At 69.2% G+C, this 12,766-nt stretch carries 15 protein-coding genes; 11 read left to right on the top strand and 4 right to left on the bottom strand.

The genetic code is table 11. From position 1 onward, the window contains the following. Window positions 1-22 precede the first annotated feature (22 nt). The 7 genes from nuoN to QZ749_RS19850 all read left to right on the top strand — a co-directional run bounded on the left by nuoN (window position 23) and on the right by QZ749_RS19850 (window position 4,942). Window positions 23-1,540, top strand: a complete 1,518-nt coding sequence (gene nuoN / locus QZ749_RS19880; RefSeq protein ID WP_296950242.1) for an NADH-quinone oxidoreductase subunit NuoN — start codon at window positions 23-25, stop codon at window positions 1,538-1,540. Window positions 1,541-1,546: 6 nt separating this feature from the next. Beyond that, window positions 1,547-1,867 (top strand): DUF2818 family protein, encoded by a 321-nt coding sequence (locus tag QZ749_RS19875; protein WP_296950240.1) that lies wholly within the window; start codon window positions 1,547-1,549, stop codon window positions 1,865-1,867. A 54-nt stretch (window positions 1,868-1,921) separates the two neighbouring features. Then, on the top strand, window positions 1,922-2,509 hold the full coding sequence (locus tag QZ749_RS19870; protein WP_296950237.1) for an NUDIX domain-containing protein: 588 nt from the start codon (window positions 1,922-1,924) through the stop codon (window positions 2,507-2,509). Further along, complete coding sequence (locus QZ749_RS19865) at window positions 2,510-3,250, top strand: hypothetical protein (RefSeq protein WP_296950234.1); 741 nt, start codon at window positions 2,510-2,512, stop codon at window positions 3,248-3,250. Window positions 3,251-3,254: 4 nt separating this feature from the next. Next, window positions 3,255-3,959, top strand: a complete 705-nt coding sequence (ispD, locus tag QZ749_RS19860; protein ID WP_296950232.1) for a 2-C-methyl-D-erythritol 4-phosphate cytidylyltransferase — start codon at window positions 3,255-3,257, stop codon at window positions 3,957-3,959. Window positions 3,960-3,982: 23 nt separating this feature from the next. Further along, window positions 3,983-4,495 (top strand): 2-C-methyl-D-erythritol 2,4-cyclodiphosphate synthase, encoded by a 513-nt coding sequence (gene ispF, locus QZ749_RS19855; RefSeq protein WP_296950229.1) that lies wholly within the window; start codon window positions 3,983-3,985, stop codon window positions 4,493-4,495. Between the two features lie 138 nt (window positions 4,496-4,633). Then, on the top strand, window positions 4,634-4,942 hold the full coding sequence (locus tag QZ749_RS19850) for a hypothetical protein (RefSeq protein WP_296950227.1): 309 nt from the start codon (window positions 4,634-4,636) through the stop codon (window positions 4,940-4,942). A 73-nt stretch (window positions 4,943-5,015) separates the two neighbouring features. Here QZ749_RS19850 and QZ749_RS19845 read toward each other — a convergent pair whose 3' ends face one another. Continuing rightward, a complete protein-coding gene (locus QZ749_RS19845) occupies window positions 5,016-5,930 on the bottom strand; it encodes a LysR family transcriptional regulator (protein WP_296950224.1) in 915 nt (304 codons plus the stop codon). An 87-nt stretch (window positions 5,931-6,017) separates the two neighbouring features. Here QZ749_RS19845 and sugE point away from each other — a divergent pair, with 87 nt between their 5' ends. Next, complete coding sequence (gene sugE, locus QZ749_RS19840; protein WP_296950221.1) at window positions 6,018-6,338, top strand: quaternary ammonium compound efflux SMR transporter SugE; 321 nt, start codon at window positions 6,018-6,020, stop codon at window positions 6,336-6,338. On the opposite strand, the gene QZ749_RS19835 is transcribed toward sugE, so the two are convergent. Together QZ749_RS19835 and QZ749_RS19830 are read right to left on the bottom strand one after the other, a co-directional pair. Then, window positions 6,325-7,230 (bottom strand): phytanoyl-CoA dioxygenase family protein, encoded by a 906-nt coding sequence (locus QZ749_RS19835; protein ID WP_296950218.1) that lies wholly within the window; start codon window positions 7,228-7,230, stop codon window positions 6,325-6,327. The genes sugE and QZ749_RS19835 overlap by 14 nt on opposite strands. A gap of 87 nt (window positions 7,231-7,317) precedes the next feature. Beyond that, complete coding sequence (locus QZ749_RS19830) at window positions 7,318-8,220, bottom strand: LysR family transcriptional regulator (protein ID WP_296950214.1); 903 nt, start codon at window positions 8,218-8,220, stop codon at window positions 7,318-7,320. Window positions 8,221-8,325: 105 nt separating this feature from the next. Between QZ749_RS19830 and QZ749_RS19825 the strand changes: the two genes are divergently transcribed. Genes QZ749_RS19825 through QZ749_RS19815 form a run of 3 tightly spaced genes read left to right on the top strand, consistent with a single transcriptional unit; the run spans window position 8,326 to window position 10,276 of the window. Then, window positions 8,326-8,745: a TerB family tellurite resistance protein gene (locus QZ749_RS19825; protein WP_296950210.1), complete on the top strand. Its 420-nt coding sequence runs from the start codon at window positions 8,326-8,328 to the stop codon at window positions 8,743-8,745. A gap of 41 nt (window positions 8,746-8,786) precedes the next feature. Then, window positions 8,787-9,341: an NADPH-dependent FMN reductase gene (locus tag QZ749_RS19820; RefSeq protein ID WP_296950207.1), complete on the top strand. Its 555-nt coding sequence runs from the start codon at window positions 8,787-8,789 to the stop codon at window positions 9,339-9,341. Between the two features lie 23 nt (window positions 9,342-9,364). Continuing rightward, on the top strand, window positions 9,365-10,276 hold the full coding sequence (locus QZ749_RS19815) for an ion transporter (protein ID WP_296950205.1): 912 nt from the start codon (window positions 9,365-9,367) through the stop codon (window positions 10,274-10,276). Here the strand turns inward: QZ749_RS19815 and QZ749_RS19810 are convergent. After that, window positions 10,273-12,759 carry a TonB-dependent siderophore receptor gene (locus QZ749_RS19810; protein WP_296950202.1) on the bottom strand — a complete coding sequence of 829 codons (2,487 nt, stop codon included), beginning with the start codon at window positions 12,757-12,759 and terminating at the stop codon, window positions 10,273-10,275. The two genes, QZ749_RS19815 and QZ749_RS19810, sit on opposite strands and share 4 nt — an antisense overlap. Window positions 12,760-12,766 lie beyond the last annotated feature (7 nt).

The following is a 12,766-nucleotide window of genomic DNA, read 5'->3' as shown; positions in this document are numbered from 1 at the left end:
GTAAGCGGGACCAACCAAGAATATGAATCCGATGATTGACACTACTGTTGCGACGGCGGCCTACGATTTCGGGCCGCTCCACGCCGAGATCTTCCTGGTCATCGCGTCTTGCGCCATCCTTCTGATCGACATGTTCCAGAAGAAGGATAGCAAGCGTAACCTGACCTATGTCCTGACGCTGCTGACCCTCGTGGTCTGCGCGGGCTTCACCTACGCCGACTTCAGCAGCGGCGCCACCGCCTACACGTTCCACAACATGTTCGTGTCGGACCCGATGGCCAACCTGCTCAAGCTGTTCACCTACCTGGCCGTCGGCGTCACGCTGGTGTATTCGCGCCAGTACGCCGAAGACCGCGGCATGATGTCCGGTAACATGGGCGGCGAGTTCTACGTGCTCGCCCTGTTCACCACGCTGGGCCAGATGATCATGATCTCCGGCAATAACATGCTGCCGATCTACCTGGGCCTGGAAATGATGTCGCTGTCGCTGTACGCGCTGGTGGCCATCCGCCGCGACCACGCCACCTCGACCGAAGCCTCGATGAAGTACTTCATCCTGGGTTCGCTGGCCTCGGGCTTCATGCTCTACGGTATCTCGATGGTCTACGGCGCCACCGGCTCGCTGGACATCCAGGCGATCGCCCGCGCCATCGCCGCCAACCAGGCCAACCACGCCATCCTGGTGTTCGGCCTCGTGTTCATCGTGGCCGGCATGGCCTTCAAGCTGGGCGCCGTGCCGTTCCACATGTGGGTGCCGGACGTCTACCAGGGTTCGCCGACCGCCGTCACGCTGCTGCTGGGCGCCGCGCCGAAGCTGGCCTCGTTCGCGATGATGGTCCGCATCCTGGTCGAAGGCATGCTGCCGCTGGCGTTCGACTGGCAGCAGATGCTGCTGGTGCTGGCCGTGCTGTCGCTGGCCATCGGCAACCTGACCGCGATCGCGCAGACCAACCTGAAGCGCATGCTGGCCTACTCGACCATCGCGCAGCTGGGCTTCGTCCTGCTGGGCATGATGGCCGGCGTGGTCGGCGGCAATGCCGCCAACACGGCGACCGCCTACAGCGCCTCGATGTACTACACGATCACCTACGTGCTGACCACCCTCGGCACCTTCGGCCTGATCATGATGCTGGCGCGCTCGGGCTTCGAAGCCGAGGAGATCGCCGACTTCAAGGGCCTGGCCAAGCGCAGCCCGTGGTACGCGATCGTCATGACCGTGCTGATGTTCTCGCTGGCCGGCGTGCCGCCGATGATGGGCTTCATGGCCAAGTGGGCGGTGCTGCAGGCCGTGGTCGCCACCGGCCAGCTGTGGCTCGCCATCGTGGCCGTGCTGTTCTCGCTGATCGGCGCGTTCTACTACCTGCGCGTGGTCAAGACCATCTGGTTCGACGAGGCGGCCGACGTCGCCCCGATCGCGACCCCGATGGACATGCGCGTCGTCCTGTCGCTCAACGGCGTGCTGGTGGTGCTGCTGGGCGTGGCGCCGGGCGGCCTGCTGGCGGCCTGCTTCAGCGCGATGACCAAGACCCTCGGCTCGTAAGACGCCGTGGACGCCTCGCTCGCAAGCTGGCTGGTGATCGCGGTCGCGATCGCGTTCGCCAACCTGCCTTTCGTCAATGAGCGCGTGTTCGGCTTCATCGCGATGAAGCCGGCGCTCGGCAAGGCGCACGCGAAATACTTCGCCGTGCGCCTGCTCGAGTTGTTTGTCTTATACTTCGTCGTCGGCGCGCTGGCCCGCCTGCTGGAATCCCGGATCGGTAACGTGTTTACCCAGACCTGGGAGTTCTACGCAATCACCGGTTGCCTGTTCGTCGTGCTGGCGTTTCCGGGTTTCGTCGCACGTTACCTGCGCAAGCGCCGCCCATGACGCCGGAGACCAGAGCGCTCCGGCGGATCGATCAACGATTCCACCGGAGCAGCCTTGGATCATCCCGCACCTTCCGACTCCCCCGACGATTCCCACCTGCGCGAAACCCGCATCGACGGTGAACTCGCCTACGACGGGCACTTCCTGAAAGTCAGCCGCGACCGCATCAGGCTCCCCGACGGCAAGGAGTCGGCGCGCGAATTCATCCGCCATCCGGGCGCCGTGGTGATCCTGCCCGTGTTCGACGACGGCCGCGTGCTGCTCGAGCGCCAGTACCGCTATCCGAACGACCGCGTCTTCATCGAGTTCCCGGCCGGGAAGATCGACCCGGGCGAGGAATCCCTTGCCACCGCCAAGCGCGAGCTCGAAGAAGAGACCGGCTACACGGCCAGCGAATGGCACTTCGTCGCCACCATCCACAACGCCATCGCCTATTCGGACGAGCACCTCGATCTGTTCCTGGCGCGCGGCCTGACGGCGGGCGAGGCCAGGCTGGACGACGGCGAATTCCTCGACACCTTCACGGCGACCGTGCCCGAGATGCTGGAGATGGTGAGGCGCGGCGAGATCACCGACGTCAAGACCGTCATCGGCACCTTCTGGCTCGAGAAGTTCGCGGCCGGCACCTGGAAGCCCGCCTGAGTGGCCAGGGGGCGGCTGGCGCCGCTGCCACTGCTGCCGCTGCTACTGTTACTGCTGCCGCCGGCGGGGGGCGCCGCGGCGCCGCCGCCGGCACCCGCGCGCACGCCGTTCCAGGCGCGCTGCGAGGAAGCGGCGCTGGGCGCGCGCGCCGGTTTCTCCTCGCGCGCCGAAGGCTACCGTGTCGACAACGGCCTGTCGTGGCGCACGCTGACGACGATGAAGCGCGGCGTCGGCAACGGCCTCGTGCTCGGCCTGACACGCGCCGAGTCGCGCGTCTCGGTCCGCGTCGACGGCGCGCGCCTGGAGGATGCGGACGGCGTCTTCGAATGCCTGGTCCCGCAGGTGGACGTGGTGCTGTTCTATCCGCCCATGACCGTCTACGTCGGCAGCGAGTTCGCGCCCGGCACCTGCGCGTATCGCGAAATACTTGCGCATGAAATGCGCCATCTCAAGACCTACCTGGACTGGCTGCCGAAAGTGGAAGAGCGGGTGCGCGTCCGCCTCGGCCGCCGTTTCGCCGGCAAGCCGCTGTACGCGCGGCGCGGCGAGGGTCGTGCCTTGCTGCAAAGCGACATCGACCGCAACTGGATGCCCGTGATCCGCGCGGAGATGCTGCGCGTCGAAACGCTGCAGGCGGCGATCGACACCCCGCGGGAATATGCGCGTCTCAGCAAAGTTTGCCAAGGTGAGGTACAGTCGATTATTGGATCGACAAGACCTCCCCGCATCATCAACGACTGAATCAATGAACCAGGCTCCACGTTATTTCGCTTTGATCCCTGCCGCCGGCGTCGGTTCCCGCATGGGCGCCGGCAATCCGAAGCAGTATCTCAAGATCGGCGGCAAGCCCATGCTCCGCCATACGCTCGACGCGTTCCTGTCGAGCGAGCTGGTCGCCCACACCTTCGTCGTCGTCGGCCCCGACGATCCCTACATCGACGCGGTGGCCCCGAGCCACGGCGTCACCGTGCTGCGCTGCGGCGGCGCCAGCCGCATGGAGTCGGTGCGCAACGGCCTGGCCGTGCTGGCCAACACGCTGGCCCCGACCGACTGGGTGCTGGTGCACGACGCGGCGCGTCCCGGCCTGACCGCCGAACTGATCGAGAAGCTGATCGCCGGCACCGGCGACCACGAAGCCGGCGGCCTGCTCGCGCTGCCGGTGGTGGACACGGTCAAGCGCTGCATCGACGGCGAAGCGGCCGGCACCGTGCCGCGCAGCGGCCTGTGGCTGGCCCAGACGCCGCAGATGTTCCGCTTCCAGCTGCTGCGCGACGCCCTGAACGCCGCCACCGACCCGAACGCGATTACCGACGACGCCAGTGCGGTTGAAGCGCTCGGATTGAGCCCAAGATTGGTGGAAGGCCATCCGCGCAACCTGAAGGTCACGCTGCCGGAAGACATCCGCATCGCCGAGATGTACCTGGCGGTGTCGCAACCCGAATTCGTTTAATCGTTGGAGTCTGAATCGTCATCATGGCACTTGCATCGTACAACCCGACCCCGCCGTTTCGCATCGGAACCGGCTATGACTGCCACGCGCTGGTGGAAGGCCGCAAACTGATCGTCGGCGGCGTCACCATCCCGCACCGCCTGGGCCTGCTGGGCCACTCCGATGCCGACGTGCTGCTGCACGCCATCATCGACGCCATGCTCGGCGCCGCCGGCCTCGGCGACATCGGCAAGCACTTCCCCGACACCGACCCCATGTTCGCCGGCGCCGATTCGCGCACGCTGCTGCGCGAGGTCGCGCACCGCGTGGTCGCCACCGGCTACACCATCGGCAACATCGACGCCACCATCATCGCCCAGCAGCCGAAGATGGGACCGCACATCCCGCAGATGGTCTCGCGCATCGCCGAGGACATTGGCGTCGCGCCGCAGCAGGTGAACATCAAGGCCAAGACCAACGAGAAGCTGGGCTTCCTGGGCCGCGAAGAGGGCATGGCGGCGCAGGCGACCGCGCTGCTGGTGCGCGCGGACGGCTGAGGCGGTGGCGCCGGCTCGCCGGCGGACCGGCTGCGCGCGACCGTCGACGGCGCACGGCAGCCCGGCCGCCACGTCCGTTACCTGCGCCGCGGCCGGCCCGCGCGGCGCGCGCCTGCCGGTGCGCGCGGGGCGCGCCTGATGGCCCGCGACCCGTGGGCCTACCGCGACGTGGCGGTCGAGTCCGTGCTCGACCCGGCCACGGGCCGGCTGCGCATCAAGCCGGTGGCGGGGCAGGCCTACGCCACGTCGATGCGCGTGCAGTGCGCGCAGGCGCTGCGCGACCCGGCCCGCCATCCGCCCGGCACGCGCTTCCTGATCCGCGCCAAGCTCACCGACCGCGCAGGCGGCGCGCCCTACCTGTATGCCTGGCATGGCGATCCGGTCCGGGTGCTGACGGCGCGCGAGGCGGCGTCCTTCCTGGACGAGTACCGGCGGCGGCGCATCTGAGGCCGGGAGCCAGCTCGCTCCGCGCCCAAGACTGCAACTAACCGACGGACGGCCGCAAAGGCGCGGGCGGCGCTCAGGGCGCCGGCGCCGCCGTCCGCAGGCGCCACTGGTTCATCAGGGCGACGAAGCGCCGCGCCGCCAGGCCCTGCGGCCGCTCGGCGGCCCAGACCACGTCGACGAAGAAGCGCAGGACGTTCGTCAGGTTCTGCAGCGGGATCTCCACCAGCAGCCCGTCGCGCAGCGGCTTGTGCACCAGGCCCGACGGCAGCCAGGCCCAGCCCAGGCCCGCGGCCACCATGTCCAGCGCGGCGGCCGGGCTGTCGGTGCGCCACTGCAGGCGCGAGATGGCGATGCGCTTGTCGACCCGCACGTCCTCGCGGCCGGCCACGACGATCTGGCGCTCGGGGAACAGGTCGGCGTCGCGCACCGTGCCCGCGGGCAGGCGCGCCAGCAGCGGATGGCCGGGCGCGATCACGGCGACCAGGGTCTCCTGCGCCACCTCCTGGAACGCCTCGTGCGGCTCCACGCCGTAGCGCTCGAACACCAGCGCCAGCTGGGCGCGCCCGGCCTGGACCATGGCCAGGGCATCGGCCTGCGGCGCCGTCAGCACCTCGACGGCCAGCGACGGATAGTCCTGCGCCAGCGTGCGCAGCGCGTCCTGCCAGGGGGCGGTGGCCAGCAGTTCAGGCACCAGCGCCAGCGTCAGCGAGGTCTCCAGTCCCTGCGTCAGCGCCAGCGCGTGCAGGTCCAGGCGCCGAAACTGTTCCAGCAGCAGGCGCGCCTGCGGCAGCAGGGCCAGCGCGTGCGCGGTCGGCTTCGGCTCGCGCCCGCCGCGGTCGAACAGCGCCAGGCCGAGTTCCGCCTCCAGGTTGGCGATCGCCATGCTGACCGCCGACGGCACCCGGCGCAGCGCGCGCGCCGCGGCCGAGAACGAGCCGTGGTCGACGGCGGCGATGAACATCCTGAGGTTGTCGTGGTCGAAGGCCATCTTTCAGTTTTCTTGATATCTCCCGACTTTTTATATCACGAACGAGCACATATGATGGCGGCCATCGTACATCACGAAGGAACCATCATGACCTGGCTGATCCTGTTCGTCGCGGGGCTGTTCGAAGTCGCCTGGGCCATCGGCCTGAAATACAGCGAGGGCTTCACCCGCCTGTGGCCCAGCGTCGGCACGCTGGCGGCGATGGTGCTGAGCGTCGTGCTGCTCGGCCATGCATTGAAGACACTGCCGGTCGGCACCGCCTACGCGGTCTGGACCGGCATCGGCGCGGTCGGCACGGCGATCGCCGGCATCGTCTTCCTGGGCGAGGCGGCCACGCCGGCGCGGCTGGCGTGCATCGGGCTGATCGGGGCGGGCATCGTCGGCCTGAAGTTCGTCACCACGCACTGAGCGGCGGCCGCGGCGCGACCACCAGGCGGTTGACGTACGGATCGACGTGCCCGTCGCCGCGCCAGTGCACCGGCGCATAGTCGTACAGCAGGCAGGGCAGCAGCGAATACTGCACCACCAGCAGCAGGCGCGGACGGCGCGCCGGCGGGGCGCCCTTGTGGATGCCCCGGGTGTCGATCATGCACGCGCTGCCGGCCGGACCGGTGACGAGGACCGCGCCACCGTGGTCGCGCGCCACCTCGGCGTCCGTGTGGCGGCGCAGGCGCAGCGGCATGCGCGCGCGGTGGCTGCCGGCCACGTAGTGGTGCGGCCCGGCGTGCTCGTCGACGTCGGTCAGGTACACCAGCAGCTTGATGCTGCCCGGCTCGGCGTCGCGGTGGAAGGCCTGCACGCCGTCCGGCGCGGCCGCCGGGAACGACCAGCGCAGGCCCATCAGGGTGATCGTGGGCGTGTAGCCGAGGTAGTCGGCGGCCAGGCGCAGGACGTCCGGATGGTTCGCCAGCGCCAGCACGTGCGGGCAGTGGACCACGGTGTCGAGCGGGAAGTCGCCGAACGGGGTGCCGGGCGGCGCGGCGTCCAGGCGGAACGCGCGGCCGTCGCCGCGGGTGGCGCGCATGTGGCGCCCGCGCAGCCAGTCCAGGGCCTCGGCGCACTGGCGCGCGGACAGCAGCCGGCCCAGCCGCGCCACGCCGTCCGCGCGCAGCGCGTCCAGGCCCGGCGTGGCGCCGCAAGCGCGCGCCGGCCGGCCATGCAGCGCGGCCAGCACGGCCACGGCGATGCGCGCCGCCAGGCGCCGGACGCGGCGGCTGGTGACGGCGCGCTGGACGTAGTACCCCATCAGCCTGAGCCGGGCATGGCGCGACCTGCCGCCGGCGGTGACGTATTCCTGCATGGTGGGCCCCGGACAAATACCCCTACTGTAGCCAGCCCGTCCGCGGGGCCTCTGCGGTGCGTCATCGAAGCGGTCCGTGCCGCGGAGTCAGCGCGCCGATCCCGCGAACAGCGTCCCGGCCCGTTCCAGGATGCGGCGCACGGCCGGGTGGTCGATCCGGCGCTGCACCGTCACCGCGTGGAACTGCTCGGCGATCGTGCCGATCTCGCCCAGCGCTTCCAGGCCGTACTCGCGGCAGATCGTCGGCGCCAGCACGGTGGGGGCGAGCACGAAGCCGGCGCCTTCGCGCGCGAACGACATCAACAGGGCGCCGTCGTCGAATTCGCCCGCCACGATCGGCGCCAGGTCCTGCAGCTCGAACCAGGCCTGCACCTGGCTGTGCAGGGCCGTATCGAAGCCCGGCAGCAGGAACGGCGCCCCGCGCAGCCGGCGCGGGAAGGCGCCGGGCCAGCGCGCCGCCAGGTCGGGGTGGCCCAGCACCGCCTGCGTGCTCGTTCCGAGCAGGTGGGTGTGGCCGCGCACGGCGCCGCCCGGCGGCAGGCCGCGGTCGGCCAGCACCAGGTCGAGGCGGTGCGCGGCGAGCTCCTGCAGCAGCGCGTCCAGGCGGCCCTCGCGGCACACGAGGCGCAGCGCCGGCGCGGCCTCGCGCGCCGGCTGCAGCAGGCGGAACGCCAGCGTCTTCGGGATCATGTCGACCACGCCCACGCGCAGCGTCTCGGGCGCGCGCACCAGGCCGCGCCGCACCGTCTGCTCCAGTTCGTTGCCGAGGTCGAAGATGCGCTCCGCATACAGCAGCACCGTCTTGCCGGCTTCGGTCAGTTCCAGCACGCGCCCCTGCTTGCGCAGCAGCGCCTGGCCGAACTGCGCCTCCAGCAGCTGCAGCTGGCCGCTGATGGCCTGCGGCGTCACGTGCAGGCGCCGGGCCGCCGCCGCGACGGTGCCGCTCGTCGCCACCGTATAAAAATACTGAAGGTGCTTGTAGTTGATCAAGAAACAGCTCCAAAAAACTTGAGGATTGCAAAAGATAATTCGATTTTACTTTGCATGCGCGCGGCTTTACGCTACCCACATCGCCATTTCATTGTGAGGAACCCCATGCGAATCTATGCAACCGACAGTCCCCAGGCCGTGTGCCGCCTGCTGGCGCTGGCCATGATCGTCGACGGCCACCTGGCGCCGTCCGAGCTGGAGGCAATGCACGCGTCGCGCATCCTGCGCCACGTGCAGATCGACGAGGACGGCTTCGACGACGTGGTGCGCGGCCTGTGCGAAGACCTGCTGGCCACGGCGCACCAGCGCGGCAGCGGCGAGGTCGAGATCGACGTGAAGCTGCTCGACGCGCTGCTGGCCGACGTCGCCAGCCCGCAGCTGCGCATGAGCACGATGAAGGCGATGCTCGACATCGTGCACGCCGACACGCTGGTGGACGAGCGCGAGACGCTGCTGATCCAGCGCGCCTTCCGGGCCTGGGGCGAACCGTACCGCCCATCGGCCGGCAAACTCGCTACACTCTAGCCAGCACCCATCGATACCGACAGCCCACCGAAAGGACCGCCATGGCAACCCGGAAGATCGCAGTACTCATCGGCAGCATGCGCAAGGAATCGTTCAGCCGCAAGCTGGCGAAGACCCTGATGCTCGTGGCCCCGCCCACGCTCGAACTCGAGATCGTCGAGATCGGCCAGCTGCCGATGTACAACCAGGACGACGAGACGGACGCGCCGCCGCCGTCCTGGACCGAGTTCCGCGACCGCATCCGCGACGCCGACGCCATCCTGTTCTGCACGCCCGAGTACAACCGGTCGCTGCCCGGCGTGCTGAAGAACGCGATCGACGTCGGCTCCCGCCCCTACGGCAAGGCCGCCTGGACCGGCAAGCCCTGCGCCGTCGTCAGCAACTCGCCGGGCGCGCTGGGCGGCTTCGGCGCCAACCACGCCGTGCGCCAGACGCTGGTGTTCCTGAACATGCCGTGCATGCAGTCGCCCGAGGCCTACATCGGCGGCATCGCCGACAAGTTCGACGGCGACCAGCTGAAGGACGACGGCCTGCGCAGCTTCCTGCAGCAGTTCATGGAATGCTACGCGACCTGGGTCGAGCGCCACGCCGACTGAATCGTGCGCATGGCGACCCGCGCATGAAGGAAGACGCAGGCAGCGGCGCCTACGTGCCGCAGGCGCCGCCGTCCTACGGCAAGCCGCCTCCCGGCTGGCGGCGGCACATGTACGACGTCATCTTCGAGGCCGATACCCCCGCGGGGCGCCGGTTCGACATCGCGCTGGTGTGCGCGATCCTGCTCAGCATCCTGGTGGTGGTGCTGGACAGCGTGCCGCGCCTGCACGCCGACTACGGCGCCGCGCTGCACCTGCTCGAATGGATGTTCACGCTGCTGTTCACCGTCGAATACGTCGCGCGCATCGCCGCCGTGCAGCACCCCTGGCGCTACGTCAGCGGCTTCTACGGCATCATCGACCTGCTGGCGGTGCTGCCCACCTATTTTTCGCTGCTGGTGCCGGGCAGCGCGGTGCTGCTCGACATCCGCATCCTGCGCCTGCTGCGCGTGTTCCGCATCTTCAAGCTGACGCTGTACATCGAGGAGACCACGCGCCTGGGCGAGGCGCTGGCCGCGAGCCGGCGCAAGATCATGGTGTTCCTGTCGGTGGTGCTGATGGCGATCCTGATCCTGGGCACCGTCATGTACGTGGTCGAGGGGCCGGAAAACGGCTACACCAGCATCCCCGTCTCGATGTACTGGGCCACCGTCACCATGACGACGGTCGGCTACGGCGACATCACCCCGCACACCCACCTGGGCAAGGCGATCGCCTCGTTCATGATGCTGCTCGGCTGGGGCATCCTGGCCGTGCCCACGGGGATCGTCACGGCCGAGATGACGATGCGCCGCGGCGACCGGCGCCTGGGGCCGCTGCGCCGGCCACGGCCGCCGCGCCAGTGCGCCGCCTGCGGCAGCGGCGGCCACGAGGCCACGGCCAGGTTCTGCAAGGACTGCGGCGCCGTGCTGGCGCCGCAGCCGCGCGAACCCGCCTAGAACTTGAAGCCCACGCGCGCGTAGTAGTACCCGCCGTTGATCCCGAACGGCGAGAAGCTCGGGTACACCGTCACCGCGGCGTTGTCCAGGTTGGCCCGCTGCTCGGCCAGCAGGGCGCCGTTGATGTGGTCCGGGTACTGGTTGAACAGGTTGTTCGCACCCACCGACACCGTCCACGCCTTGTTGACCTGGTAGGTGACCTCGAGGTCCGTGATCGCGGTCGGCTTGACCTCGGTCTCGTAGTAGGTCGCGCCGTCCGACGATTGCAGTTCCGAGGACTTGCCGTAGAAGTTCTCGCGCAGGTTCACGGTCCAGTTGCCGGTCTTCCAGAGCGCGCCCAGGTTCACGCGCACGCGCGGGGAGGCCGTTTCCAGGTCCGAGATCGCGGTCTTGTCGAGCAGGGTCTGCGGCTGCAGCTCGGCCGGGGCCTGGTTGATCTTGATGACCTGGGTCTTGTTGTAGTTCGCCGCCAGCGACCAGTCGACGCGGCCGGCGGCCCCGTAGTTGCTGTTCAGGGTGGCGACGAATTCCAGGCCGCGCGTGCGGGTGTTGACGGCGTTCGAGAAGATGTTGATGCCGGTCTGGACCACGCTCGGGTCGAGCACGTTGCCGTTGGCCAGGATCGCGGCGGTGACGGCCGGCGAGTTCACCGAGCCGCCCGAGCCGTACAGCGAGCCGGAACCGACGATGCGGTCGCGGATCGTGATCTGGTAGGCGTCCGCCGTGATCGACACGTTCGATGCCGGGTTCACGACGATGCCGGCGCTGACGTTGGTCGAGGCTTCCGGACGCAGGCCGTTCACGCCCACCAGGCGCGCGCCGGGCGAGTTCGGCGGCAGCTGGACGAAGGCCGTGCGCGGGCCGACGTTGGTGGCCGAGTAGTAGGACTCGGCCAGCGTCGGCGCGCGGAAGCCGTTCGAGTAGGTGCCGCGGATGCCGACCGTCGGGCTGATGTCGTAGCGGCTGGTCAGCTTGCCGACCTTGGCGCTGCCGAAGTCGCTGAAGTGCTCGTAGCGGCCGGCCAGGTCGACGGTCCAGCCGGCGATCGGCTGCGACGAGAAGTTGATGTAGCCGGCCTTGCTGTTGCGGCTGTGGGTGCCGGCGTCGGTCAGCGAGAAGCCCGGGAACGATTGCGAGCCTTCCTTGTAGCGCGAGGCGGCGTCGCCGGCGCCGATCTCGTATTCGTCGCGGCGGTGCTCCAGGCCCAGCGCGAAGGTCAGCGGACGCGCCCAGCCGACGTCGAATTCGCGGTTGACGTCCAGGTTGTTGGTCCATTGGCTGGCGACGAACTTGCCGGCGTAGAACTCGGTCGGCGTGGCGCCCGTGTCGTTGAACAGCGAGACGTTGCCCGAGTGCGCCACGCCCAGCTTGGCGGTGTCCTTGCCGTAGGTGCTCGACAGGTCCCAGTTCCAGCCGCCCGCCAGGTGGCCCTTGACGCCGGCCGTGAAGGCCCAGTCTTCCTCGTCGAAGACTTCCTGCGGCGAGAAGCCGGTCGGGTAGATCTTCGGCAGGCGGTCCGGGGTACGGTAGTTCTCGAAGGCGCGCGCCTTCTTCTTGCCGTAGGTGGCGAAGCTGTACAGGGTGACGTTGTCGGACAGGTCGGCGCCGAAGTTGGCGGCGACGATGTGCTGGCGGTACTGGGCGTCGCCGGAAATGTGGTTCACGTACGGGTAGCCGGGATGGTTCTGCAACTGCGGCATGGCGGCCAGGTTGGCCGGGTCGTTCACGCGCGGGTCGATGCCGCCGCGGTCCGAGAAGCCGTGGTACTTGGTTTCCGCCGTCAGGCTCAGGAAGGCGTCGGTGAACGGCGTCAGGCCGATGTTGGCGGTGGCGTCGCCGGTGTGGCCGCCGCCGTCGCCGTAGCCGCCGCCGTTGACGTTGCCGCTCACGCCCTTGTAGTTCTGCTTGAGGATGATGTTGACCACGCCGGCGATCGCGTCGGTGCCGTACACCGCGGCGGCGCCGTCCTGCAGCACCTCGATGTGGTCGATGGCCGCGACCGGGATGTAGTTCAGGTCCGCCGCCGCGCCGCCCTGGTACGGGCCGCCCAGCACGGCCAGGTTCGAGGTGCCGTGGCGCCGCTTGCCGTTGACCAGCACCAGCGTATTGTTCGGGGACAGGCCGCGCAGGCGCGCCGACAGCGTCATGTTGGCCATGTCGCCGCCGAAGGCCTGGGCGTTCAGCGACGGCAGGTTCTGCGACAGCGCCTGGATCAGGTCCGGCTGGCCCGTGCGCGCCAGCGAGGTCGCATCCAGCACCTGGATCGGCGAGGCGCTGTTCTCGGCCTTCAGGCCGGTGGCGCGCGTGCCGGTCACGATCACGACGCCGCTGCTGGGCACCGCGTCGGCGGGCGGCGACGGCGTGTCGGCCGCCGCGGGTGCGGCGGCGTCGGCCGCGGGCTTGTCGTCGGCGGCTTGCGCCGGGCCCAGGCTCCAGGCGAGGAGGGCGGCGGCGACGCTGGCGTGGAGGATGGTCTTCTTCATGGATTAA

The organism is uncultured Massilia sp. (assembly GCF_913773735.1).
Lineage (GTDB): Bacteria > Pseudomonadota > Gammaproteobacteria > Burkholderiales > Burkholderiaceae_D > Telluria.
The sequence above is the reverse complement of the archived record's forward strand: the minus strand, read 5'-3'. Positions and strand labels throughout refer to the sequence as shown.

Coding starts and splice junctions, on each gene's coding strand:
- nuoN (WP_296950242.1), top strand. CDS start 23: ATGAATCCGATGATTGACACTACTGTTGCGACGGCGGCCTACGATTTC.
- ispD (WP_296950232.1), top strand. CDS start 3,255: ATGAACCAGGCTCCACGTTATTTCGCTTTGATCCCTGCCGCCGGCGTC.
- ispF (WP_296950229.1), top strand. CDS start 3,983: ATGGCACTTGCATCGTACAACCCGACCCCGCCGTTTCGCATCGGAACC.
- QZ749_RS19850 (WP_296950227.1), top strand. CDS start 4,634: ATGGCCCGCGACCCGTGGGCCTACCGCGACGTGGCGGTCGAGTCCGTG.
- QZ749_RS19845 (WP_296950224.1), bottom strand. CDS start 5,930: ATGGCCTTCGACCACGACAACCTCAGGATGTTCATCGCCGCCGTCGAC.
- sugE (WP_296950221.1), top strand. CDS start 6,018: ATGACCTGGCTGATCCTGTTCGTCGCGGGGCTGTTCGAAGTCGCCTGG.
- QZ749_RS19835 (WP_296950218.1), bottom strand. CDS start 7,230: ATGCAGGAATACGTCACCGCCGGCGGCAGGTCGCGCCATGCCCGGCTC.
- QZ749_RS19825 (WP_296950210.1), top strand. CDS start 8,326: ATGCGAATCTATGCAACCGACAGTCCCCAGGCCGTGTGCCGCCTGCTG.
- QZ749_RS19820 (WP_296950207.1), top strand. CDS start 8,787: ATGGCAACCCGGAAGATCGCAGTACTCATCGGCAGCATGCGCAAGGAA.
- QZ749_RS19815 (WP_296950205.1), top strand. CDS start 9,365: ATGAAGGAAGACGCAGGCAGCGGCGCCTACGTGCCGCAGGCGCCGCCG.
- QZ749_RS19810 (WP_296950202.1), bottom strand. CDS start 12,759: ATGAAGAAGACCATCCTCCACGCCAGCGTCGCCGCCGCCCTCCTCGCC.